At 64.0% G+C, this 22380-nt stretch carries 23 protein-coding genes; 3 read left to right on the top strand and 20 right to left on the bottom strand.

Annotated elements, in window-relative coordinates:
- Positions 1-24: 24 nt before the first annotated feature.
- The 13 genes from J0663_RS26790 to J0663_RS26730 all read right to left on the bottom strand — a co-directional run bounded on the left by J0663_RS26790 (position 25) and on the right by J0663_RS26730 (position 12970).
- Positions 25-768 (bottom strand): TfuA-like protein, encoded by a 744-nt coding sequence (locus J0663_RS26790; protein WP_207245821.1) that lies wholly within the window; start codon positions 766-768, stop codon positions 25-27.
- Entirely contained in the window at positions 765-2027 is a 1263-nt protein-coding gene (locus J0663_RS26785; protein WP_207245820.1) for a YcaO-like family protein, read from the bottom strand. The genes J0663_RS26790 and J0663_RS26785 overlap by 4 nt, the downstream gene beginning before the upstream one ends.
- A 12-nt stretch (positions 2028-2039) precedes the next feature.
- Complete coding sequence (locus tag J0663_RS26780) at positions 2040-2183, bottom strand: hypothetical protein (RefSeq protein ID WP_207245819.1); 144 nt, start codon at positions 2181-2183, stop codon at positions 2040-2042.
- 103 nt (positions 2184-2286) lie between these two features.
- Complete coding sequence (locus J0663_RS26775) at positions 2287-4242, bottom strand: AfsR/SARP family transcriptional regulator (RefSeq protein ID WP_207245818.1); 1956 nt, start codon at positions 4240-4242, stop codon at positions 2287-2289.
- A gap of 250 nt (positions 4243-4492) precedes the next feature.
- Positions 4493-5392 (bottom strand): carboxylating nicotinate-nucleotide diphosphorylase, encoded by a 900-nt coding sequence (gene nadC, locus J0663_RS26770; protein ID WP_207245817.1) that lies wholly within the window; start codon positions 5390-5392, stop codon positions 4493-4495.
- Position 5393: 1 nt separating this feature from the next.
- On the bottom strand, positions 5394-6935 hold the full coding sequence (locus J0663_RS26765; RefSeq protein ID WP_207245816.1) for an L-aspartate oxidase: 1542 nt from the start codon (positions 6933-6935) through the stop codon (positions 5394-5396).
- Positions 6932-7903 carry a quinolinate synthase NadA gene (gene nadA, locus J0663_RS26760; RefSeq protein WP_207245815.1) on the bottom strand — a complete coding sequence of 324 codons (972 nt, stop codon included), beginning with the start codon at positions 7901-7903 and terminating at the stop codon, positions 6932-6934. Before nadA ends, J0663_RS26765 begins: the two co-directional genes overlap by 4 nt.
- Positions 7904-7972: 69 nt before the next feature.
- Positions 7973-8911 carry an NUDIX hydrolase gene (locus J0663_RS26755; RefSeq protein WP_207245814.1) on the bottom strand — a complete coding sequence of 313 codons (939 nt, stop codon included), beginning with the start codon at positions 8909-8911 and terminating at the stop codon, positions 7973-7975.
- Positions 8912-8999: 88 nt separating this feature from the next.
- Positions 9000-9473, bottom strand: coding sequence for a hypothetical protein (locus J0663_RS26750; protein WP_207245813.1), 474 nt, complete (start codon positions 9471-9473; stop codon positions 9000-9002).
- Positions 9466-10281 carry a 3-methyl-2-oxobutanoate hydroxymethyltransferase gene (locus J0663_RS26745; RefSeq protein WP_207245812.1) on the bottom strand — a complete coding sequence of 272 codons (816 nt, stop codon included), beginning with the start codon at positions 10279-10281 and terminating at the stop codon, positions 9466-9468. The genes J0663_RS26750 and J0663_RS26745 overlap by 8 nt, the downstream gene beginning before the upstream one ends.
- Before the next feature lie 26 nt (positions 10282-10307).
- Positions 10308-11534: an NAD(P)/FAD-dependent oxidoreductase gene (locus J0663_RS26740; protein ID WP_207245811.1), complete on the bottom strand. Its 1227-nt coding sequence runs from the start codon at positions 11532-11534 to the stop codon at positions 10308-10310.
- An 11-nt stretch (positions 11535-11545) separates the two neighbouring features.
- The gene (locus tag J0663_RS26735) at positions 11546-11860 is read right to left on the bottom strand and encodes a MocE family 2Fe-2S type ferredoxin (RefSeq protein ID WP_207245810.1); all 315 of its coding nucleotides are present in this window, start codon (positions 11858-11860) and stop codon (positions 11546-11548) included.
- A gap of 21 nt (positions 11861-11881) precedes the next feature.
- A complete protein-coding gene (locus J0663_RS26730; RefSeq protein ID WP_207245809.1) occupies positions 11882-12970 on the bottom strand; it encodes a fatty acid desaturase family protein in 1089 nt (362 codons plus the stop codon).
- A gap of 133 nt (positions 12971-13103) precedes the next feature.
- Between J0663_RS26730 and J0663_RS26725 the strand changes: the two genes are divergently transcribed.
- Both J0663_RS26725 and J0663_RS26720 read left to right on the top strand, forming a co-directional pair.
- Positions 13104-14132 carry a LacI family DNA-binding transcriptional regulator gene (locus J0663_RS26725; RefSeq protein WP_207245808.1) on the top strand — a complete coding sequence of 343 codons (1029 nt, stop codon included), beginning with the start codon at positions 13104-13106 and terminating at the stop codon, positions 14130-14132.
- Between the two features lie 162 nt (positions 14133-14294).
- The gene (locus J0663_RS26720; RefSeq protein WP_207245807.1) at positions 14295-15107 is read left to right on the top strand and encodes a TIM barrel protein; all 813 of its coding nucleotides are present in this window, start codon (positions 14295-14297) and stop codon (positions 15105-15107) included.
- Between the two features lie 67 nt (positions 15108-15174).
- Here the strand turns inward: J0663_RS26720 and cobM are convergent, their stop codons facing one another.
- On the bottom strand, positions 15175-15933 hold the full coding sequence (gene cobM, locus J0663_RS26715; protein ID WP_207245806.1) for a precorrin-4 C(11)-methyltransferase: 759 nt from the start codon (positions 15931-15933) through the stop codon (positions 15175-15177).
- A gap of 4 nt (positions 15934-15937) precedes the next feature.
- Positions 15938-17167 carry a precorrin-6y C5,15-methyltransferase (decarboxylating) subunit CbiE gene (gene cbiE, locus J0663_RS26710; RefSeq protein ID WP_207245805.1) on the bottom strand — a complete coding sequence of 410 codons (1230 nt, stop codon included), beginning with the start codon at positions 17165-17167 and terminating at the stop codon, positions 15938-15940.
- Between cbiE and J0663_RS26705 the strand changes: the two genes are divergently transcribed.
- Positions 17166-17936, top strand: coding sequence for a cobalt-precorrin-6A reductase (locus tag J0663_RS26705; protein ID WP_207245804.1), 771 nt, complete (start codon positions 17166-17168; stop codon positions 17934-17936). The two genes, cbiE and J0663_RS26705, sit on opposite strands and share 2 nt — an antisense overlap.
- Here J0663_RS26705 and J0663_RS26700 read toward each other — a convergent pair.
- The 5 genes from J0663_RS26700 to cobF form a co-directional block, all read right to left on the bottom strand.
- Positions 17900-18664, bottom strand: coding sequence for a precorrin-3B C(17)-methyltransferase (locus J0663_RS26700; protein WP_207245803.1), 765 nt, complete (start codon positions 18662-18664; stop codon positions 17900-17902). The two genes, J0663_RS26705 and J0663_RS26700, sit on opposite strands and share 37 nt — an antisense overlap.
- Complete coding sequence (locus J0663_RS26695; protein WP_207245802.1) at positions 18661-19392, bottom strand: precorrin-2 C(20)-methyltransferase; 732 nt, start codon at positions 19390-19392, stop codon at positions 18661-18663. Before J0663_RS26695 ends, J0663_RS26700 begins: the two co-directional genes overlap by 4 nt.
- Positions 19389-20021: a precorrin-8X methylmutase gene (locus tag J0663_RS26690; protein ID WP_207245801.1), complete on the bottom strand. Its 633-nt coding sequence runs from the start codon at positions 20019-20021 to the stop codon at positions 19389-19391. Before J0663_RS26690 ends, J0663_RS26695 begins: the two co-directional genes overlap by 4 nt.
- A gap of 2 nt (positions 20022-20023) precedes the next feature.
- Positions 20024-21403, bottom strand: coding sequence for a precorrin-3B synthase (gene cobG, locus J0663_RS26685; protein ID WP_207245800.1), 1380 nt, complete (start codon positions 21401-21403; stop codon positions 20024-20026).
- A 73-nt stretch (positions 21404-21476) separates the two neighbouring features.
- Positions 21477-22241: a precorrin-6A synthase (deacetylating) gene (gene cobF, locus J0663_RS26680; RefSeq protein WP_207245799.1), complete on the bottom strand. Its 765-nt coding sequence runs from the start codon at positions 22239-22241 to the stop codon at positions 21477-21479.
- Positions 22242-22380: the final 139 nt, after the last annotated feature.

Raw genomic sequence — 22380 nt, 5'->3', positions numbered from 1 at the left:
CACTGCATCTTTTAGCCGCGACCGTTATTCAAGCGTTACAGGAGTCACACTGCGGGTGATTTCGGCGTGCAAAAGCTCCCAATGTGAGGTTGCGGCAAAGTGCCAGTCACGGTTGGCGGGCACGAATTCCTCACGCAGCAGCCATTCCAGCACCAGTCGTGCGTCGTCGCGCTTGCGTTCGACCCGGTTCTTGCGGAGCGCGGCGAGAAGGTGGTCACGGCGCGGCTTGCGGAAATGGCACTCGTCGACCACCCTCGCATAGGTGCGCTCGGAAAAATGGAGGAAGCGGCCGGAGAGCAGCAGTTTCTTGCGCTCGGCCGACGAAATCTCGCCGCCGGCGTGAAGCGCTTCGATGGTCGGCTCGAAATCGACCCAGGGTACCGAAAGCGGCAGCCAGCCAAGCGCCTCCGGCGCATGCACCAGTGCGACCGCCTCATCGTCGAGCAGCCGTCCGGACTCGTAATCCTCGAAGATCGAGCCGAGCCCGACCATGCCGAAAGGAGCGCATTCGGCGGCCCGCAAGGCGCCCATGCTGGCGCCGCCGGCGACGGCGACATCGTGTTCGAGCGCGTAGAGAATTTCCTTGTGCCAGACAGAAGGCAGATCGCCGAAATAGCCGTCGACGAGGCCGATCGCCGTGGCGCCGTCCTCCACCGCCTTCAGGATGTCGCCGCAGGCGGCGGGCGGCCGGAAATCGATGCAGGGAGACATGTTTCTCGCTGCGGCAAGGCCGCCGCCAAGGCTCGGACCGACGAACAGAACCTTCATGATTGGGCTCCTCTCATGGTGTTGACGGCGCGCATGCCGAGCTGGATGTACTGACCTGATATGTCGACCTCCAGGCCCGGCACGATCACCCTGACGACGGAGACCGGCAAAGCCCGATGGTCAATCGGCACGACGACGATCTGCTCGATACCGGTCGCCGCCAACCGGTCGGCTATCTGCCCGATGGTCTCCTGGATCGTCGCCGAACGGCGATGGCGGCTCTGGAAGGCGCGCATCCGGCCGTCGCCCTCGCAGAGTTCGACCACCTGCTGCATCGCCGCACTCCGATCGAGCCGCTGATAGATGCGCGGTGAGAAATCGTCGCGGCTGCCGGCGATCGCCGTCAGCCGGCTCTGCGCCGCCTCGGTGATGGCGCGCAGCGCGGCGCGCACAGGATCGGGGTGGCAGCCGCAGCCGCCGCATACATGCGACCAGCGCGCGTCGACGCGGCCGGAAAGATTGCCCGGCATGATGATGGCCAGAAAAGCCGGGATGCCGATATCCGTGGTCATATCGAGCAGCAGCAGCCGCATGCCAGCGCGCGTGATCCGGTCGGTCATGACGTCGATGACCGCGTCGCCGAAGGAGGCGGGGTCGATGCGGCTCTCCTTGAGACGCTGCGGCGATTTCAGCTGGGTCAGAGCCCAGGCATCGCGCTCCACCAGCTCGCAAAGTCCGTGCAGGACCGCTTCGGACGGCGTGTTGCCGGAGGCGAGCCCGTCGCTCGACTGCTCGAAGCCCGGTGGCCGCTCGCCGCGATGGTCGAGGCCGACGAGCCACCAGGGGACGAAGACGCTGTTGCCGGACAGGATATCAAGCCCGGAGCACCAGGGGATGGGACCGCCGCCGATTTCGTCGGGCGCGCAGCGTGCGACATTGTCGAGATCGATCATGGCGGCGCCTTCCGCGCACATGCTCCCGACCGTCGCCTGCGTCAGGTCGGCAGGCGCAATTTCCGCGATCCGCGTCTCGATCGCCTCCATGGCGGCCGAAGCCATGGCGGCATCGTTGTCGATGCCTTTGCCTTGAAAGACCGAAAGCGTGTGGCTGTTCGGCCTTGTCGCGAAGGCGACGGGGATGTTCAGCACGTCAAGCGCGGTCAGCAGACCGACGCGGGTGATGCCGAATTCGCGCAGATGGGGTCTGATGGCTGCAAGTGTCTGCGCCGGCGTGACGGCGCGGTCATGATAGTCGCTGATGCCGGCCGATGATCGCTCGAGATCACCGGCTAGCGTTTCGAGGTCGGCGAAGGCGGACATACGATTTCGTCCTTAGCGGAACTTCAGCGCATGTGTCAGGTTTTCGAGAGCGTTTGCAGCCACGTTGAGCTCGTCCTGCTTCATCGCAGCCTTGGCTGCAGCCGAGAAGCGCGGCTGGGAAGGCATTGCGGCATTGACTTCAACACTGGTTTTCATCGTCCATCTCCAATGGCTAGGCAGCCGGACTGCCGTTAACCATTGGATGGGAACACTGCCTGCGTCATTTAAGCGTTACAGGCTTCGTTAAAAGGCGATGCATTCAGGGAAGTCCTGCCAGATGCAGGCCATGAATCAGCTTTTCCGTGTAGCGAGGATCACGGTCGGGAACGAAATGGCGGATGTCCTCGCTGCGGAAATCCGGGAAATTTTCCAGAACGAGGTCAGCATAGCCGCCGGCCTTTTTCATATCGCCCGCCATGGCGTGGGCGGCTGCGAGGAGTCGGGCGGTCGCCTGCTTGGACTTCACCGGCTCAAGTGCCTCGATCGTCTCTCGGTATTCGCCGCGATCGAAGTGAATGCCGCCACGATTCCAGTAGTAGTAATCCGGCGGCAGCGGATTGAGCCTGAAAGCCGCCTTGTTCAGATCCAGCGCCTTGTCAAAATCGCCGTTATGGCAGAGCGCGTCTGCATAATCGGCAAGGATGTCGGCGTCGTTGGGATTGAGATCCTGGGCCTGCTGGAAATATTCCAGGCTTTCGTCGAAGCGGCGGCGATAGAGCGCCACAAAGCCGAGTTCGCGGTAAGCCCGGCCGCTGTTCGGGTCGGACTGCTGCGCCAGCCGGGCGGCGCCATTCGCCTCGTCGAGCAATTCAGTATCCTGCATGCCGCGGATCAGCCATTCCATGCCGAGCGCGCGCGACACTCCGGCATGGGCGGCCGAGAAATTCTCGTAACGATTGAGCGAAGATTTGAACCATTTGCGCGCCTGGCGCAGATGCTGCAGGTCGGTTTGGGCGATGAGCCTCTTGCCTTCCAGATAGAGACGGTAAGCCGACGGCGGCGCGTCGCCGATCGGCATCGCCAGTTCGTGGCGTTCGACCGTATCGGCGAGCGAGGAGACGATCCGCCGCGTCAGATGCGCGAAGGATTCGCTGATCTTCTGCATGACCAACGGCAGTTCGAGGGCCCAGATCACCTCCGATGTCGTCGTCCGCGTCAGCCGGCAGGTCGCGTAGACGTCTTCGTCACGACCCTGGATGGTCACGTAGACCGCATAGTCGAAGCTGAGATCAAGGGGGCCGGGTACGGCGCGCGCCGGATCGACCGAGCGGCTGAGGATTTCGAGGCTGGTATGGGCCGCGATCACCTTGAAGCCGCGCTGCTGGCTGAGGCCGATGGTGACGTCTTCGAGAAGGGCCCTGCCGACGCGCTCCATCAGCGGATCGGTGAAAATGCTTTCTGGCGGCAGGATGATGATCCGCGGCTGGCCGAGCGGGTCGAGGAAGCCGCCGGGCGCTGCTGGCGGGCGGTCGGCCGCCGCCGCGTGAGCTGCCGGGATCAGGCCGAGCTCGCGGGCAAGAGCGGTGGTGCTTTCCTCCGGCTCGGTGTCGAACTCGTCCTTAAGCTGGAACTTGCACTTCAGATAGGACTGGCGGGCCGCTGCGGGATCGTTCATCCTGACATAAGCGCGCATCAGGGCGCGATAGGCGGTCTCGCTGGCCGGGTCGAGCTCCAGCAGGCGACGGGCAAAGGCCACCTGCTCTTCGTCCGACCCGTTTTCCGCGGATTCGACCAGCCGGGTGAGATGGGCGGCGCGCAATTCGTCGACACGCTGGCGCTCGAAGGTAAGCCAGTCCTCGGCGCCCTGCGTCGGTGATTTGGCGCCTTCGAGCAGTTCGCCATTCAGGATGTCGCCATCCTCGGCTGCGAGCGGCCCTTTCTGCTTCAGGAGATGGACGTCAACCTCCCAGCCATCGGCAAGTCCGATATGGGTTCGGGTCGTTGCCAGCAGCGGCGGAAGGTCGGCGGGAATGCTTTGTTCGATACGCGCCAGCAGCTGGCGCAGGCTGCCGGCGCGTTTCTCCGGCAATTCAGATTGCCAGAGCTGCCGCCTGACGGTTTCGCGGTCGAGTTCGAGATCGGCTTCGGCGGCGAGCATGGCGAGGAGAAAATACGACTTCTCCGGCAAGGGGAGTTCCCTCCCCGCTGCCAGCAATCGCGGTCTTCCGAGCAGGCAGAGCCTGTTCGTCGACATCTGTCCGGATGTCCGTTGCATCCCGCTTCTCACCCCTGAAAGCCAGGCGCGCACGCACACCTGCCACTCAGCGACATGTTAGAGCGATAAACAGTCCGCGCATAGGCTTTTTGCTATCAAAAAGTAGAATTTTCCTCGAATATTTGCATTTTCTCGCGCGCACCGACAGGAATTTCTTACCGACACCTTTCAGGGCGACGCGGTTTGCGTTCCGTTATTTCAGTCGGCGGGCCCTCCGTAGCCGGCAAATATCAGCACGCCGCCTGAAGGATCAACGCATCTGCGCGACCTGTTTCCGGCCTTTTTCCGCAGTGGCCGCGGCCTCGACGAAATCGAGGCCGATATCCAGGACCGGCGCGCTGTGCGTCAGCCAGCCGACGGAAATGAGGTCGACACCAGAAGCTGCGATGGCAGCGGCCGTCTGCGGCGTGACCCGGCCGGACGCTTCGGTGATCGCCCGACCGGCGACGATGCCGACCGCCTCGCGCAGCTGATCCGGCGTCATATTGTCAAGCAGAACCGCATCGACGCCGACCGCCATCGCTTCCTGCAGCTGATCGAGCCTATCGACCTCGACCTCGATCTTTATCATATGGCCGACGCCGGCCCGCGCCCGACGGATCGCCTCGGCAACGCCGCCGGCGATGGCCACGTGATTGTCCTTGATCAGCACCGCGTCATAGAGCGCGAAGCGATGGTTCATGCCGCCGCCGGCCCGCACTGCATATTTCTCCAGCGCCCGCAGTCCCGGCGTCGTCTTGCGCGTGCAGGCGACGGAAGCCTTGGTGCCGCTGATGGCGGCGGCGATCGCAGCCGTGACGGTCGCGATGCCCGAGAGATGGCCGAGGAAATTCAGTGCAGTGCGCTCGGCGGTCAGCAGGCCGCGCGACGGCCCCTCGATGGTGGCGATGACGTCGCCCGGCTTGACGGCCTGACCGTCATCGAGATGGCGGTGCATGACGATAGCGGGATCAACCAGAGTAAAAGCAAGGTCGGCCGCATCGAGACCGGCGATGACACCCGGCTGCCGGGCGGCCATCACCACCGTCGAGCGGTGCTCGGCGGGGATGACCGCTGCCGAAGTAATGTCGCCGGCAAGGCCCAGATCTTCGAGAAGGGTTGCCCGCACCATGGGTTCGACGATCAGACGCGGAAGGGGGACGAGGCTCATTTCAGGCACTCCTGGCCAGCAAATAGGGTGGTGTGGCGCTGGCGATCGCCAGCGCTTCCGAAAGGTGCATCCGGCACCGGCTTGCATGGGCGGGCTTCAGCGGAAAATCGGTGCGGGCATGGGCGCCGCGCGATTCCATCCGAAGGCCGGCAAAGACGGCGATCAAAAGCGCGACGATGGCCGGATCGGCGGCAGGGCCGTTGCTCTCAGCGAGCGGCAGCAAGGCAGCGATGGCGCCATGCACGGCCCCCCCGTTGCGCAGCACGCCGAGATGGCGCGAGACGATCGGTCGGACGAGCGAGGCATCGGGGGGCGGTGGCAGTTTTTCTGTGAATGTGGCGCCGGTGTTGCCCGCCGGCACGCCAGAAATGTCGCGCGCTGCCCGCATGCCCGTCACCGCTGCCTCCAGCAGCGAATTGCTGGCAAGCCGGTTTGCGCCGTGCAGGCCGGTCGAGGCAGCTTCGCCGACGACCCAGAGGCCGGCAACCGAGCTGCGGCCGTTGGCATCCGTGGCAACGCCGCCCATGTGATAGTGAACGGCCGGCCGCACCGGAATGAGGTCTTTCGCCGGATCGATGCCAGCCTCGCCGCAAAGGGCGGCGATCACCGGAAAACGTGTGGCGAAGCGGCTGCCGAGCGCCGTGCGGCCATCGAGGAAGACACGGCCGCCGCGGGCGATTTCGGCGCTGATCGCTCGCGCCACCACGTCACGCGGCGCAAGCTCGGCCCCCGGGATGCGGGCCATGAACCGTTCGCGCCGTTCGTTGACGAGCAAGGCCCCCTCGCCGCGCACCGCCTCGCTGACCAGCGCCAGGGGCCTGCGGCTGGAATCGAGCGCCGTTGGATGGAACTGCACGAATTCCATATCGGCGAGCGCAGCACCCGCCCTTGCGGCGAGCGCGATCCCTTGACCGAAATTGCACATCGGATTGGTGGTCGCCTCATAAAGCCCGCCAATGCCGCCGGTGGCGAGCACCAGCCTGGAGGTCGGCAGGATGGCGGCGCCGTTTGTGGTGGCGCAGAGCAGGCCGGAGACGCACTCGCCGTCCATCAGAATCCGCCGCGCCTCGAAGCCTTCGAGCACTGATATGGCAGGCGTTTGCATCGCCGCCCGTACCAGCGCGGCAATGATCGCTGCGCCCGAGCCGTCGCCTTCGGCATGGACGATCCGGCGGCGGCTATGGGCGGCCTCCAGCCCAAGCGAAAGTTCACCCGCGCCATTGCTGTCGAAACGCACGCCGGCGCGCTGAAGTGCCGCGATTGCCGCCGGGGCCTCGGCGACGATGCCGGCCGCCAGGATCGGATCGCAAAGTCCGTCGCCGGCTGCCAGCGTATCGGCAAGATGGAAGGCGGCGCTGTCGTCGGCGCCGATGCTGGCGGCAATGCCGCCCTGCGCCCAGGCGCTCGATGTCTCGGCGCCGAGGGCGGCGCGGGTCACGATGACGGAAGGTTCCGGCGCCAGCGTCAGCGCCGTCATCAGCCCGGCAAGGCCGCTGCCGACGATGACGGTGCGTCCGGCCAACTGGTCGAGGATATCGGTCATATCGCGAGCATCCTCTCGACGGCGCGGCGTGCTGCCACTGCAATCGCCGGATCGACCGTCACTTCATGGCGGTTTTCCTCGAGCGCGGCGCGGATATTGCCAAGGGTGATCCGCTTCATATGCGGGCAGAGATTGCAGGGCCGAATGAACTCGACATCAGGATGGTGTACCGCGACATTGTCGCTCATCGAGCATTCGGTGAGCAGCACGACCCGGGCCGGCTTCAGCCGGCCGACATAGTCCGACATGACGGCGGTGGAGCCGGCAAAATCGGCCTCGGCCACGACATCAGGCGGGCATTCCGGATGGGCAAGCACCGTCACGCCCGGATGGTTCTCGCGCAGCTGGCGCACATCGTCGGCGCTGAAGAGTTCATGCACTTCGCAATGGCCGTGCCAGGCGATGATCTCGACGTCGGTTTCGCGGGCGACATTGCGGGCAAGATATTCGTCCGGGATCATCAGCACCTTCGGCGCGCCGAGCGACTCCACCACCTGTTTGGCGTTGCCCGAGGTGCAGCAGATATCGGAGGCAGCCTTCACCGCGGCCGAGGTATTGACATAGGTGACGACGGGCACACCGGGATGAGCCTGGCGCAGCAGCGCAATATCCGCGGGCGTGATGGAATCGGCCAGCGAACAGCCGGCGCCGAGATCCGGGATCAGCACGGTTTTCTCAGGGTTCAGCAGCTTGGCGGTCTCCGCCATGAAATGCACGCCGGCCAGCACGATCACCTCGGCATCAACCTCGATCGCCTTGCGGGCAAGCGCCAGGCTGTCGCCGACAATATCGGCCACGCCGTGAAAGATCTCGGGTGTCTGATAATTGTGGGCGAGAATGACGGCGTTGCGGCGGCGCTTGAGCTCAAGGATGGCGTCCACGTCGTTTTCGAACGACATCCACTCGGCTTTGGGAATGACGCGGCTGACGCGATCGTAGAGCGAGGATGCGGAAACAGGGTGATTCATGACCGGCTCCTAATTATGCTCGATTTGAGCATATTACGGGCAAAGAGATATTCTCATAATGAGCATATGTCAATTGCGGGAGAGCGGTAATTTCGTTCCTGCGAGCGCCCGTTCTTCGAGCACGGTGTGGCGGAAGCGGAAGAGCTTCGCCGGCCGACCACCGGTTTCGCTTTCGGTTCCCCCGGTTTCCTCGACCAGTTCCTGCTGCTCGATGAGACGGCGAAAATTCTGCTTGTGCAGCGTCAGTCCCGCCAAGGCCTCAATGGTGCGCTGAAGCCGCAGCAAGGTAAAACTGTCGGGCATCAACTCGAAGACGACGGGGCGGTATTTGATCTTGGCGCGCAGTCTTGCGATGCCGGTTGCGAGAATGCGGCGGTGGTCGGCAAACATCGCCCGGCCGAGATTGGCTTCACCCGCGCAGCCCGCTTCGGCGACAAGCCCGGCTTCGTAAAGCAGTTCGTAGCGCTGCAGCGCCAGGTCCTCGTTCCAGCCGCCGCCGTCGAGGCCGAAGGTGAAATCGGCGCGGCGATGGCGGTAGTCGCGCCGGGCCGGATCGTTGTCCGCCCAGTCCTTCAGACGCCGGACGATCTCGTCGAGCACCGCTGGCCGGCCCTGCCGGTGGTCCTCCCAGGGAAAATACTCATACCAGCCATGCCACCCGGGCCGACCGGCGCCCGACTGCTCGTTGACGAGCCCGAGATAACTGATCGAGATCGTCCGCCCGCCGAGGATTTCGTTATTTCGGTCACGATCGGCGAAGGTATACAGCTGCTCGAGATAACCGACCGGGTGCTCCGTCTGCTCCTGCACCCATTCGCGCAGGCCGGATTGCAGGGTGCGATGGCCCATTTCGAAAGGCCCCGACGGCAGCGCGTTGCCGGAGCGGATGGTCATGACGCGCGGCTCGTCCCCCGTCACCGCGACGAGCACCGCAATCAATTCCGCATGCGCAAAGCCGATCGTCACAGGGGGCCGAATACTCCGTTCCAAATGAGTCGAACGGATCATTCCTGACACAGGCCGGGGTGGAAGCCAATCTATGCACGCCCGATATTGGCTCGTCAGATGCGCGATAGGACCGCTTTGTTCGGCGGCGTCAGAGGTATTGCAGGGCCAGCCACGAACACGGATGGGCTGCCTTCACGGCGGAGGCAATAGTCTGCGGACAAACCGCGTCTATTTGCTGGAATTCAGCAAGCAGCACGCCGCCGAGCGTCAGGAGCCTGACGCACTCGTCAACATCTTCCTGGGTCAGGCGCTCACGCCTCTGCACCTCACGCAACCTGTTGCCGAGTTCATCCACGTTTTCTCGTATTCGCTCAACGAGATTCTTGATTTGATTTCGATTTTCCCAAGTAATCGTCACCTGAAACATTTTCCTCTCTACGGAGGATATCCGGCGAATCGCCCGACCCCGGAAAACCGTACCGCCGATTGCGTTAAGCAGCGCAAAGAGACCGTAAAGATGGGTAAAGATTTGCCAGAACGCAGGCGGTTCCCTTCTCGCCGGGGAGAAGGGGGAAAGCCGGCGGGGAGAAGAAAAAGCGCTAACCAGCCGACCTTCAGCCATGGGCCGTTTCGCTTTTCAGTCGATCCAGAAAAGTCTTCAACTCGGCCTCGTCGATACCGACGCAGTGGCGCCTTTCCGGATAGGCGCCGGTCCTGACGTCCGCGGCGAATTCGGTGAAGGCGGCGATGCGTTCGCGCTGCAGCCGGTCATGTTCGGCGGCGAAGTTGCGATAGACCTTGGCGTGACGCGGATAGTGGTCGCGATTGGCGCCGAGCACGTCGTCGGCGAAGAGATATTGAGCATCGCAGCCGCCGCCCGCCCCCATGGAGATCATCAGCATCGAGGTGTTGCGGCTGATGGCGGCTGCGACGTCCCCCGGCACGACTTCGATTTCCGCGGCGAAGGCGCCGGCCTCTTCCAGCGCCTTGGTCTGCCGCCAGATCTCGGCCGCGCTCGCCGCCGTCTTGCCGACGGCGCGGAAGCCGCCCGTCCAGGTCGCCTTCGACGGGATCAGCCCGAGATGGCCGCAGACCGGGATGCCCTCATCTCGGAGGCGCCGGATTATCTGCAGGCTGGCGGCGCAATAGACCGCATCGCCGCCGGCCTTCAGCGCCGCGAAGGCGGCGCGCAGATAGTCCTCCGCCGAGACGTGGTCGCCATATTCGAGCCCGGGAATGGCAAAGGGCGTGGGCGCGATCTCACGAAACAGCGGGCCGAGCAGCGATGGCGGCACCGAAACGATGTCGATCCCTGCCTTTTCGGCGGCTTCCGCCTCCTCGAGCGAGGTGACGCGCAGCATGGTGAACTGGCGCTTGCCCTTTTCCGCAAGCAGATCGGCGACGGTCGCACGCTTATGTTTCTTCATCATCAATTCCTTTAAAATGTCGGTGCGGCTCAGGCGGCCAACAGCGATTTCAGCTTGATGTCGCTGGCTGCCAGCGCCGCCGGATCCGGACGGGCGCCGGCGGCGATCAGCATTTCGGCGAGACGGATGTCGCGCGCCACCGCATTGCCCGGCCCGATGCCGCTCGCGGCGATCAACCGTCCGCCGGCGTCCAGGTGGAAAAGAATAAAGGCGCCGGCGCCGAGTTCCCGGCGCTGATGGGTGACGGCGCCCTCGGCAAGGCCTGATATCTGCAGCGTCAGGTCATATTGATCCGACCAGAACCACGGCACGGATGAAACGGCTTCATCGAGAACGAGCATGTTGGCCGCGGCCAATGTGCCTTGCTCCTGGGCATTGCGCCAGGATTCGAGCCGCACCCGCCGGCCGCCATAGATCGAGAGCGGAAAGGAGCAGCAGTCGCCGGCGGCAAAAACATCAGGTGCCGACGTCTGCAGATGGCTGTCGACGGCGATGCCGTTGTCGATCGCAAGCCCAGCCCTTTCGGCAATGTCGACATTCGGCCGCGCGCCGATGCCGACGAGAGCGAGATCGGCCGCAATCGCTTCGCCTGTCGACAGTTTGATGACGGCCTTGCCGCCTTCTTCGGTCAGGGTCTCGATGGAGACGCCGCAGCGGATATCGACGCCCTCGGCGCGGTGGCGCTCAGTCAGGAGATAGGCGATCTCCTCCGGCACGCCGCGCTTCAGCACCCGTTCGAGTCCCTCGATGACGATGACGTCGGCGCCGTGCAGGCGCGCCGTTGCGGCAAGTTCGAGTCCGATGAACCCGCCGCCGATGATGGCGATGTGCCGCCCCGGCTTCATCACATCGCGCAGCGCTGCCGCGTCGTGATGCGTCCTCAGCGAGCGGATATGCGGGCTGTTCGCCGGCGCGCCGGGAAAAGATCGGGCGCTCGCACCCGTCGCCAGCAGAAGCTTGTCATAGGAGAGCGCCGTGCCGTCGGAAAGTGTGACGGTCCTCGATGCCGTGTCGAAATTCTTCGCCTCCAGGCCGGTCATCAGCCGGATGCCGCTTTCGGCGTATTTTTCCGCCGCAGCGATGAATTTCGGGTCGCTCGCATCGGCGGCGGCGGCCTTCGAAAGCGGCGGCCGCTCGTAGGGATGAAGCGTCTCGGCGCCGACAAGCGTTATTTCGCCGTCAAAGCCCTTTTCCCGCAAGGCGAAAGCGGCGCGTGCACCGCATTCACCGGCACCCAGGATGACGAAGTGAGCCACATCAGCCTCCCTCAGACCGCGATAAAGACGGTGTCGCCTTCGATCCTCACCGGATAGGTCTTGAGATTGACGCAGACCGGAGCGCCCTTGGCTTCGCCCGTCTTGTAGTTGAAGCGGCCGTTATGTTTCGGACATTCGATGATTTCATCCATGACAAGCCCGTCGGCGAGATGGATATGTTCATGCGTGCAGAGCCCGTCGGTCGCAAAATATTCGTCGTCCGGGCTGCGGTAGACCGCAAACGTGCGCCCGCCATGATCGAAGCGGATGACATCCTCTTCGTCGATCTCGTCCTTGCCGCAGACTTCGATCCAGTTTCCGCTCATCTTATCCTCCCTCGATTGTGATTATTGCGCCGCCGGGGCCAGTTCGTTGTGAAATTCCTCGCGATAGGGCCGCGCGGTCGCCGGCAGTTCCCGATTCAGGAAATAATCCTCGTTGCGCAACTGGCGCAGGAAAGCCGGGAGCATCTCGCGGTATCCCGACCAGATCGACGGATTCGGCGCCGGCAGGTCGTGCTTGATCATCGCGTGCAGTCTGGGCAGGGCGTGATAAGGCACCATCGGGAACATGTGATGTTCGACATGGTAATTCATGTTCCAGTAGATGAAGCGGCTGATCGGGTTCATGTAGACCGTGCGGCTGTTCAGCCGGTGGTCGATCACATTGTCGGCAAGGCCGCCATGCTGCAGGAGCCCGGTCAGCACATGGTGCCAGGCGCCGTAGAGGCGCGGCAGGCCGATCAGTATCAGTGGCAGGATTGAACCCATGGCGATGGCAGCTACGATCGTGACGACGTAAATCGCCAGCCAGATTCGGGCGATGCGGATCGCCTTCGGCTGCTCCATTTCCGGAATGAAGGTCTTTTCCGCCGCGCTGATGACGCCGAAGGCGTTGCGCAACATGTCCACCATCGCAAACCAGACATCGAGAATGCCGAAGAAATTGAGCACCAGCCGGAAGAGATCCGGCGGCCGCATGACGGCGATCTCGGGATCGCGGCCGACGATCACCGTATCGGTGTGGTGGCGCGCATGGCTCCAACGCCAGGTGACCGGATTTCGCATGATCATGAAGCAGGCGATCTGGTAGACGACGTCGTTCATCCAGCGTGTCTTGAAGGCGGTGCCGTGGCCGCATTCGTGCCAGCGGCTGTCGGAAGCCGAGCCGTAGAGCACGCCATAGGCGAGGAAGAAGGGCAGCGCGATCCAGGAACCCCAGAAATAGATGCCGAGCCCGGCAAAGACCAGCATGCTGCCGAGCCAGATCACCGTGTCACGGATCGCCGGCGCATCGGAGCGCTGCATCAGCGCCTTCATCTCCTTGCGGGGGATGTCGGTGTGATACCATTCGGCTGCCGCCAGCCCATTTTCGACAGCGGCGCGGCCGCTTTCGCCGAGCAGGTCGTAGTCACGTTTCTTTGTCTGGGTCGCCATTATCCGCCTCCCGCTATGCCTTGGCCGGGAGAATAGGTTGACTTCCGATAGCGCTCAATGCAGGCTTGATATAATCTATCAGAAACCCTCATGAATGGCTTGCATTCATGATCGAAGTCCGTCAGGAGCATCGATGCGCCGACCTACCATATCCGATCTCGCCCGCGCCTCAGGCGTCAGCATTGCCACCGTCGACCGTGTTCTCAACGGCCGCCACCGCGTGCGGGAGGAAACGGCGCGGCGGGTCTATGATGCGGCCCAGTCGATCGGCTATCACGCCGTCGGCTTGATCAGGCAGCGGGTCTTCGAGGATCTGCCGCAATACAGGCTCGCCTTTCTGCTGCAGAAGCCGATGCAGCCCTTCTACCAGGCCTTTGCGCGCGAGATCGAAACCGCAGCGCGCGCGGTGACGAGCGCACGGATCCAGGCGCAGATCGACTTCCCGTCAGCCTCGACACCGGCCGCGATCGTGGAGAAGCTCAGGGCGCTTGGTGCTCGCAATCAGGCCATTGCTCTCGTCGCTCCAGATTACCCTGCAGTGACGACCGCCATTGAGGAACTGAAGGAGAAGGGCATTCCGGTCTTCTCGCTGCTCTCCGATTTTGCGTCGGGCGTGCGCAATGCCTATATCGGCGTCAACAACCGTAAGGTCGGCCGCACTGCCGCCTGGGCGATCGCCAAGACAGCGCGCGTGCCCGGCAAAGTCGCCTGTTTCGTCGGCAGCCACCGCTTCCACGGGCATGAGTTGCGCGAGATCGGTTTTCGCTCCTACTTTCGCGAAAACGCACCGGAGTTCGACGTCGTCGACACGCTGATCAACCTGGATACGCCCGAGATCACGCACGAGGCCACACTGACGCTGCTGCAGAAACATCCCGATCTCGTCGGCATTTATGTCTGCGGCGGGGGCATGGAAGGTGCGATTTCCGCGATCCGTGAAGAGAACCTCGGCGGAAGGATTGTTCTCGTGGTTAATGAGCTGACGCCCGACAGCAAAGCTGGTCTCGCCGACGATATCGTCGCCATGGCGATCGGCACACCCCTGCCCACACTCTGCAAGGAACTGATGGTTCTGATGACGGGCGCTATCAAGAACTGCGAAACGGTTGCTCCCGGACAGTTCTTCCTGCCTTTCGACATTCACATTTCAGAGAATATTTGAGAAATGATGGAATTCTATCATGCCGTTGGAAATTCTTTCAGAAATGAAGGTCGGAGCCGACGTTGACAGATGGATTGCCGGGGGAATTCGGATACAGATTCGCTCGCCCATCGACGAGGAACTGCTCCGCCGCGACGCGGAGATGAGGAGGATATATCAATCATGACTTCGATTCGCTTTGCGCTCAACCACATGGCGGCGCCATCGCTTGCCGTCGATGATTTCTTTGCGCTGGCAAAGTCACTCGGCATCGATTCGGTTGAGATTCGCAACGACCTTTCCGGCAACGCTATTCTTGACGGCGCCAAACCCGAGGCGATCAGGCAAGCGGCCGCCCGTCACGCCCTGACGATCATTTCGATCAACGCCCTGCAGCGCTTCAACGAATGGAATGAGACGCGCGCTGGGGAAGCGCAGGAGCTGATCGATTATGCCGCCGCCTGCGGCGCCAAGGCGCTCGTCCTCGTTCCGAAGAACGACGGCACCGGCTGCGCCGACGGCGAACGGCAGGCCAATCTGCGCCAGTCCCTGACAGCCCTCAAGCCGATGCTTGATAAAGCCGGCATCATCGGCCTCGTCGAACCGCTCGGTTTCGAGATCTGCTCGTTACGCTCGAAGACCGAGGCCGCTGAGGCGATCACGGAGCTCGGCGCGCAATCGACCTTCAAGCTCGTCCACGACACCTTCCACCATCACCTTGCCGGCGAGACGGCGACCTTCCCTGATCTCGCTGGTCTCGTGCACATCTCGGGCGTCAGCGATCCTTCCGTTTCCGTTGCCGACATGCGCGATTCCCATCGCGTGCTCGTGGACGGCGACGACCGCCTCGACAATGTCGGGCAGATCAAGGCGCTGCTGCAGGCGGGCTATAAGGGACCGTTCTCCTTCGAACCCTTCGCGGCGGAAGTCCATGCGGTCAAGGATCCGGCCGCTGCGCTTCGCGCCAGCATGGATTATCTCAACGTGCGGGTCTGAGAGCCGAGCCAACACGCCCTGCTGTTCTTTCCGAGAGGCCGCGCCGCCAGCGCGGCCATTTTTTAGCCTATTCCCTGCCCCTGAACCGGCGCTGATAGGCCGGATCATAGAGCGAACTCTCGCGGAAATCTTCCGCCGCGAGCGATGGACCGACGAAGATGATCGCCGTGCGTTCGATCGGTTCGGCCGCAACCTTCGCCTCGATATCCGAGAGCGTGCCGCGCAGGATGCGTTCGTCCGCCCAGGAGGCCTTGACGACGATAACGACCGGGCAGTCCGCGCCGTAGAGCGGCGTCAATTCGTCGACCACCTGCTTCAGGGCGTGGATCGCCAGATGGATCGCCAACGTGGCGCCCGTCGCGCCGAACTTGGCGAGCGTCTCTTCGTTCGGCATCGGTGAAGCCCGCCCGGAAACGCGAGTGAGGACCAGGCTTTGCGCTACGGCAGGGATCGTCAGTTCACGCCCAAGTGCTGAGGCCGCTGCGGCAAAGGCCGGGACGCCCGGTGTCATCGTGAAGGCGATGCCGTGCTTTTGCAGCCGGCGCACCTGCTCGGCCACCGCACTCCAGACCGAAAGGTCACCGGAATGCAGGCGGGCGACATCCTGTCCGGCGGCTGCGGCGCGCAGATATTCCGCCTCGATGTCGTCGAGCGACATCGGCGCCGTGTCGACGATGCGCGCGCCAGGCGGGCAATATTGCAGCAGTTCGGGCGAGACGATCGAACCGGCATAGAGGCAGACCGGGCATCGGGCGATCAGATCGCGGCCGCGCACCGTGATCAGATCCGCAGCACCCGGCCCCGCACCGATGAAATGCACCGTCATTCCGTTATCCTTTCGTCCAGCGCCACTGCGTCACAGGCATGGCCGGCCGCCAGCCGCTCATGTCTCCGAGGGCTCCAGCGCGCGATATTTCGATCCGCGTGAGGAAGCCGCCGCGCTTCGCATGTTCGCAGATCAGCATAGCCTCCATCTCCAGGGTCACGGCATTGGCGACAAGCCGGCCCCCTGGCTTCAGCGCCGCAAGCGCGGCCTCGATCACGCCAGGTTCGCTGCCGCCGCCGCCGAGAAAGATCGCATCGGGCGCCGGCAGACCCCGCAACGCGCCCGGCGCCACGCCTTCGACGACGGCCAGATGCGGCACGCCGAAAGCCGAGGCGTTGCGGGCGATCCGCGCCGCCCGTTCGACCGATTGCTCGATGGCGATCGTCTTCAGGCTGGGATCGGCGAGCATCCATTCGATGCCGATCGATCCCGACCCCGCGCCGATATCCCAGAGCAGTTCTCCATGACGGGGCGACAGCGCCGACAGGCTCATCGCCCTGATTTCGCGCTTGGTGATCTGCCCGTCATGCTCGAAGAGCGCGTCTTCGATGCCCGCGGCGAAAGGCAGGATGCGTGCCCCCTCCCCTGCCGCGATGTCGAGCGCGCAGATATTCAGGGGATCGATGTCGCGGAAGGCGAAATCCGCCGCCGCAGTGCTTCGCTGTCGTTCCCGGCGGCCGCCAAGCGCTTCCAGCACGGTAAGCCGCGACTGACCGAAGCCGCTTGCGGTCACCAGGGCAGCCACCTCACCTGGCCCCTTCTCATCGGAGGTCAGCGCCAGCACGCGCCGTCCGGGGTGCAGATGCGGCCGGATCAGGTCGATCGGCTTTCCAAGCAGCGAGAGCGTCGCAACCTCCTGCAGTGGCCAGCCGAGGCGGGAGGCGGCAAGGCTGAAGGCCGATGGCGCGGGGATGGTGCGCATCTCGTGTGCCGCGACGCGACGGGAAAGCGTTGCGCCGACGCCGTAGAGAAACGGATCGCCGGAGGCGAGCACGACGACCGGCGTGCCGCGTCTTTCGAGGATAGCATCGATCGAGCGTTCGAACGGGCTCTGCCAGGAAAGCTTTTCGCCTGAAATCAGCGATGCGGCAAGCGCATGATGCCGTTCTCCGCCGAAGACGGCGGGTGCGGTCGCAATCAGCCTCCGCGCCTCTTCGCCCAGCCCGTCTGGACCATCTTCGCCGATCCCGATAATAGTCAGCCAGCGCTTATCGGCGGGAGAGACATCAGCCATGGGACGACCCCGCATCCTGATCCTTGGCGGCACCAGCGAGGCGCGCCTGCTCGCCGAAGCGCTGGCGCTGCGGGATGATTGCGATGTGCTGCTGTCGCTCGCCGGGCGCACGGAAAAACCGGCCGCGCAGCCGGTTCCGGTTCGCATCGGCGGTTTCGGCGGCGCGGCGGCGCTGGCCGACTTCCTCAAGGCCGGCGATTATCGCCTCTTGATCGACGCCACCCATCCCTTTGCCGAGCGCATTTCCGCCAATGCCGCCCTGGCCGCCGAAACTGCCGGCATTGCCGCGATCGCGCTGCGCCGTCCCGAATGGCAGCGACTGCCGGGCGATCGTTGGCGCGAGGTGCAGAGCATTCCAGCTGCCATCGAGGCGCTCGGTCCCTCCCCCCGCCATGTCTTCCTGGCGACCGGCCGGCAGGGCGCGCATCATGCCGAAGACGCGCCCCAACACCGCTATCTCATCCGCAGCGTCGACCCCGTCGAACCGCCGCTTGCGCTTGCCAATGCCGATTATGTCCTGGATCGCGGTCCGTTCACGCTGGAGAGTGAATGCGCCTTGCTGACGCGGCACAATATCGATGCCGTCATTGCCAAGAACAGCGGCGGCGCCGCCACCTATGCCAAGATCGAGGCGGCACGCCTGCTCGGCATTGAAGTGATGATGGTCGAGCGCGCGCCGGCCACCGATATGAAGGCGGTCCAAACTGTCGCGGCGGCGCTGGTGGCAATCGATCACCTGTTCCCCCCGGCCATGAAACGTGGCGTATAGACGAGGTCAAGCCTGCCAGGCCGCTTGACGATTCGTGTCTCGGCCGAGCCGATGATGACGCAGGTCGCCATATCGGCGATCGAAGCATCGGCTTCCGACAGCGGCTGTACGGCGATGCGCTCGTCCGGACGCCCGGCCGCCCGCCCGAAAATAACCGGCGTCGCTGCGGGCAGATGACCGCGCAACAGTTTGAAGGCGTCGCCGAGCTGCCAGGGTCGCGCCCGGCTGATCGGATTGTAGAGGGCGATGACAAAGCCTGCCTTTGCCGCCGCTTCAAGGCGATTTTCAATGATATCCCAAGGTTTTAGGTTGTCGGATAGCGATATGGCGCAGAAATCGTGGCCAAGCGGGGCGCCTGCTCTTGCCGCCACGGCCAGCATCGCGGTGATGCCGGGCAGGATGGTAAGATCGACCGCGCGCCAGGCCGCCGGCCCATTCTCGATCGCCTCGCAGACGGCGGCCGCCATGGCGAAGACACCGGGGTCGCCGCCAGACACGACGCAAACCCTGGCGCCATCCGCCGCCATGGCGAGTGCGGCCCCTGCCCTGTCGAGCTCCTCGCGATTGTCCGAGGCATGCCGTAGCTGATCGTGGCGGAGCTGCAGCCTGTCGAGATAAGGTCCGTAACCGAAGAAATCCGTCGCCGCATCGATGGCGGCCAGCGCTTCCGGCGTCATTTGCTCGGGATTGCCGGGGCCGGTGCCGATCACGAAAAGCCTGCCACTCATCGGCTGCCCTCCCAGCCCGGCACCAGCACCAGGGAAAAATAGGGCGCATCGCTGTCGCTCCGGTCGGCGAGTTTTTCCATCGCCGCATTCGCCATGGTGCCGCGTTCGACATAAACGGCTTCCGCAAGCCGGCCGGCCGCCGAAAGCGCCCGGCGGATCTTCGGCAGATTGCGGCCGACCTTCATGATGACGGCAGCCTGCGTGTCGGCAAGGCGGCGTGTCAGCTCGGCCTCGGCCATCGTACCGGGCAGTACGGAAAGCACGTCGTCGCCCTGGACGATCGGCAGGCCGGCCAGAGACCAGCAACCCGACATGGCGCTGATGCCGGGGATCACTTCCGTCGGGTAGCGCTGGGAAAGCCTGACATGCAGGTGCATATAGGAGCCGTAGAAGAGCGGATCGCCTTCGCTGAGGACGGCGACCGTCAGCCCGGCATCGAGATGGTCGGCGACGGCGCTGGCGGATCGGTCGTAGAACTGAGTAATCAGGCTCTGGTAGCGTTCGTCGTTCTTGTCGATCTCGGTGGTGACGGGATAATAGAGCGGCAGCAGCGTCACGCCGGACTTCAGCAGCGGTTCGACGATCGCCTTACCGTTGCCGCCCCTGCCCTCTTTGGCGAAATAGGCGATGACATCAGCGGCCTCGACGGCACGCACGGCTTTGAGGGTCAGGAGCTCCGGATCGCCAGGGCCAGTGCCGACGCCGATGAGACGGCCTGATGTCGTCATAGGCCAGGCCTCGCCAGTGCATTGAGGGCGGCCGCCGTCATGGCGCTGCCGCCGAGCCGGCCGCGGACGATGGCAAAGGGAACGCCATAGGAATTCTCCGCCAGCGCGTCCTTCGATTCTGCAGCGCCGACAAAACCTACCGGCATGCCGATGATCGCCGCCGGTTTCGGCGCCCCGTCGCGCAGGAGTTCAAGCAGATGGAAGAGCGCGGTCGGCGCATTGCCGATGGCGACGATGCTGCCGCCGAGCTGCTCGAGCCAAAGGTGCATGGCGGCGGCCGAGCGGGTGTTGCCGATCTTGCGGGCAAGTTCCGGTGTGGCGGGATCGCGCAGCGTGCAGATCACCTCGTTCAGCGCCGGCAGCCGTGCCCGGGTCACGCCTTGGGACACCATTTCCGCATCGCAGAAGATCGGCGCGCCGCCCTTCAGCGCCTCGCGCGCCGCACCGACGAAATCGGCGGAAAAGACGAAATGCTCCGCCGCCGCGACCAGCCCGCAGGCATGGATCATGCGCACGGCGATTTCGGCCTGATCTTCGGTGAAGCGCGAAAGATCGGCCTCGGCGCGGATGATGGCAAAGGAACGCTCGTAGATCGCGTCGCCGCTGCGGATATAATCGTAGTCTGGCATTCCTATTCCTGTCGCAGCGCCTTCGAAACGCCGGTTGTCCCGAGCCGTGTAAGGCAGGCGGCGGCCGATTCGCCAGCGCCTTTGTTGTCTTCAACGGTGCGGGCGAGCCTCTCTATAGCGAAATCGATCCGACCGCCAGCGATCCGTTCATCCGGCGCGTCTGCCGCAAGCCCGTTGAGGATGAGGTCGTAACCCCCTGCCCTGCCCGTCAGGGTCAGTGCCGGGCCGGCGTGAGCGCAACCCTTGGCGCAGCCGGACAGATGCAGGGTCAGCGAACCGTCGAGCAGGATGGGCGCTGCGGCCATGATGCGGCGCGCCAGCGGTTTTGTCTCATAGAAGGCGGAGCCGCAGGCCCCGGCGCCGGCGCAGGCGGCGATATGCTCGCTGTTTTCGCCCGCTGCCGCGCTGAAGCCAAGTCCGGCGGCTACAGCCTGTATCGCCGGCCATGTCTCTGCGCCAAGACCGAGGAAGAAGAAACCACGAGGGGCAAGCCGGACGGCTGTGGCGCCGCGGACCTTTGCGCAATCGAGGAGGGTGGTCAGGTCGGACGCCGTCATCTGCCCGAATTGCGGTCTGACGCCGAGCACTGACGTGCCGTCGGCAAGCCTGTGCAGGCCGCAAAGCGGCATCTTCCCGGCAAGCGCCGGAGCCGGCCGAATGCCGCCCATGCCGGGAAAACGCGCCAGCAGAAGCGCCGGATCGATATCGCGTGCCCGCCTGCCCTGCCCGAGGGCGACGAGCAGGCTTAGAATTTCGCCAACGGCCGATATCGCCAAGCCTGCAGGACCGATCGTGATCGGCGTCGCGGTCCGGCCATCGCCATTGATCGCGACACACCAATGCGCATGATCCTGTGCCACGATACGGATATCGGCAGACAACGCCGACAGGCCGAATGCGCCGCCGCCGTCAACGACGATCGACAGTTTCGGCGCGAGCCGCGACGAGGCGAGCAGGCCGGAATGCGTGCTGCGCAAGGCCCGCTCCAGTGCGGCCGGATCGGCTGTCTCTTCCGGATCGATCCCGTGCAGCGGCGATATCTCGATCGCCGGCCCGTCCAGTACGATGATGCCCGCGGCATCGATATCGCCGCCAAGTGGCCCAGCGGTCTCGACCCGCAACCCGCGGATCTGCAGATTGCCGCGCGCGGTAATTTCCAGAATGCCATTGCCATGCATGGCCGCCGCGCGAGCAAGTGCTTCGAATTGCGCGAGGCTGAGCGCGCCGCCGGCCGGCCGCAGCCGCACCAGCAGGCCGTCGCCGGTCTGCATGGGCGCGGCAAGGGCAGGGCAGGCGCCGCGTCTCGGCATTCTTGCCGCCGGGCTGCCATGACGGTCCGTCTCGCCTGTGCTGTCGATCGCCGTTGCGGCCTCAATGCTCATTCTCGATCCTCTGGCCATTTCTTACATGATCGCAGCCGGCGCGGCAAAGCGTCATCGAAATGGTTCCTGCCGGCTATTCCTCGAAATCGCGTCCCTTGCGCAGGAGATAGATGTCCATGATCCAGCCATGCCGCTTTCGCGCCTCGCTCCTCAGGGTCAGAATTTCATCCGCAATATCGCCGAGCCGTCCTGACCGGACGATTTCATCTTCGGTGCCGAGATAGGCGCCCCAGAAGATCTCAGCATCGGGATCGTCGATCTTGGCAAAAGCCTGTTCGCCATCGAGCATGACGACCGTACTGTCGGTGAGAAGCCCGTTCCGCGCCAGCCTGCGCCCGGTGGTAATCTCGACCGGCTTGCCGACGAGGTTCACCGGAATCTTGTGGCTGGCCGCCAGGGCCTGAATACTGGTGATGCCGGGAATGACGCTGTGGTCGAAATCCAGGCTGCCTTGCTGCCGCACGCGTTCGATGATGCGGATCGTGCTGTCGTAGAGGCTGGGGTCCCCCCAGACGAGAAATGCGCCGCTGCCGCCCTCCGGGAGATCGCGGATCAACTCACTGTAGATGCGGGCGATCTCACCATGCCAGACGTCGACGCTTTGCGCATAGGTTCTGTCTGCCGTCTGCCTTTGCGGCACATCGAATTCGCAAATCCTGATGTCTGGGCGCGTGATGTATCGTTCGCAGATATGGCGCCGGAGCTCGGCCAGGTCTTCCTTGCCTGCGCCCTTGAGCGGCAGGAAAATCACGTCTGCGGCGTTCATCGCATTGATCGCCTGGATGGTGAGATGTTCCGGATTGCCTGTGCCGATGCCGATGATATTGATGTGCTTCAAAACAGATATTCCTCACGAGTCCCGGCGGTCTTGCCGAAAATACCGGCTCTTCGCAAGGGCGGTGGCGGGGAGTTGGCCGCGGCCAACCAAGCCTGTGGATGGCGCTAAGGCCCTATTGTTGCTGCAAATCCCGAATCGT

The sequence above is a fragment of the Rhizobium lentis genome (assembly GCF_017352135.1).
Classification (GTDB): Bacteria; Pseudomonadota; Alphaproteobacteria; order Rhizobiales; family Rhizobiaceae; genus Rhizobium; species Rhizobium lentis.
The sequence above is the reverse complement of the archived record's forward strand: the minus strand, read 5'-3'. Positions and strand labels throughout refer to the sequence as shown.

Excerpts from the sequence above, each read along its gene's own strand:
- J0663_RS26750 (WP_207245813.1), bottom strand. The coding sequence starts at position 9,473 with ATGGCTGAAGGTCGGCTGGTTAGCGCTTTTTCTTCTCCCCGCCGGCTT.
- J0663_RS26725 (WP_207245808.1), top strand. The coding sequence starts at position 13,104 with ATGCGCCGACCTACCATATCCGATCTCGCCCGCGCCTCAGGCGTCAGC.
- J0663_RS26735 (WP_207245810.1), bottom strand. The coding sequence starts at position 11,860 with ATGAGCGGAAACTGGATCGAAGTCTGCGGCAAGGACGAGATCGACGAA.
- J0663_RS26780 (WP_207245819.1), bottom strand. The coding sequence starts at position 2,183 with ATGAAAACCAGTGTTGAAGTCAATGCCGCAATGCCTTCCCAGCCGCGC.
- cobG (WP_207245800.1), bottom strand. The coding sequence starts at position 21,403 with ATGAGCATTGAGGCCGCAACGGCGATCGACAGCACAGGCGAGACGGAC.
- J0663_RS26705 (WP_207245804.1), top strand. The coding sequence starts at position 17,166 with ATGGGACGACCCCGCATCCTGATCCTTGGCGGCACCAGCGAGGCGCGC.
- nadA (WP_207245815.1), bottom strand. The coding sequence starts at position 7,903 with ATGAATCACCCTGTTTCCGCATCCTCGCTCTACGATCGCGTCAGCCGC.
- J0663_RS26690 (WP_207245801.1), bottom strand. The coding sequence starts at position 20,021 with ATGCCAGACTACGATTATATCCGCAGCGGCGACGCGATCTACGAGCGT.
- cobM (WP_207245806.1), bottom strand. The coding sequence starts at position 15,933 with ATGACGGTGCATTTCATCGGTGCGGGGCCGGGTGCTGCGGATCTGATC.
- J0663_RS26720 (WP_207245807.1), top strand. The coding sequence starts at position 14,295 with ATGACTTCGATTCGCTTTGCGCTCAACCACATGGCGGCGCCATCGCTT.
- cbiE (WP_207245805.1), bottom strand. The coding sequence starts at position 17,167 with ATGGCTGATGTCTCTCCCGCCGATAAGCGCTGGCTGACTATTATCGGG.
- nadC (WP_207245817.1), bottom strand. The coding sequence starts at position 5,392 with ATGAGCCTCGTCCCCCTTCCGCGTCTGATCGTCGAACCCATGGTGCGG.
- J0663_RS26785 (WP_207245820.1), bottom strand. The coding sequence starts at position 2,027 with ATGTCCGCCTTCGCCGACCTCGAAACGCTAGCCGGTGATCTCGAGCGA.
- J0663_RS26700 (WP_207245803.1), bottom strand. The coding sequence starts at position 18,664 with ATGAGTGGCAGGCTTTTCGTGATCGGCACCGGCCCCGGCAATCCCGAG.
- J0663_RS26730 (WP_207245809.1), bottom strand. The coding sequence starts at position 12,970 with ATGGCGACCCAGACAAAGAAACGTGACTACGACCTGCTCGGCGAAAGC.
- J0663_RS26775 (WP_207245818.1), bottom strand. The coding sequence starts at position 4,242 with ATGCAACGGACATCCGGACAGATGTCGACGAACAGGCTCTGCCTGCTC.
- J0663_RS26695 (WP_207245802.1), bottom strand. The coding sequence starts at position 19,392 with ATGACGACATCAGGCCGTCTCATCGGCGTCGGCACTGGCCCTGGCGAT.
- J0663_RS26745 (WP_207245812.1), bottom strand. The coding sequence starts at position 10,281 with ATGATGAAGAAACATAAGCGTGCGACCGTCGCCGATCTGCTTGCGGAA.
- J0663_RS26765 (WP_207245816.1), bottom strand. The coding sequence starts at position 6,935 with ATGACCGATATCCTCGACCAGTTGGCCGGACGCACCGTCATCGTCGGC.
- J0663_RS26790 (WP_207245821.1), bottom strand. The coding sequence starts at position 768 with ATGAAGGTTCTGTTCGTCGGTCCGAGCCTTGGCGGCGGCCTTGCCGCA.
- J0663_RS26755 (WP_207245814.1), bottom strand. The coding sequence starts at position 8,911 with ATGATCCGTTCGACTCATTTGGAACGGAGTATTCGGCCCCCTGTGACG.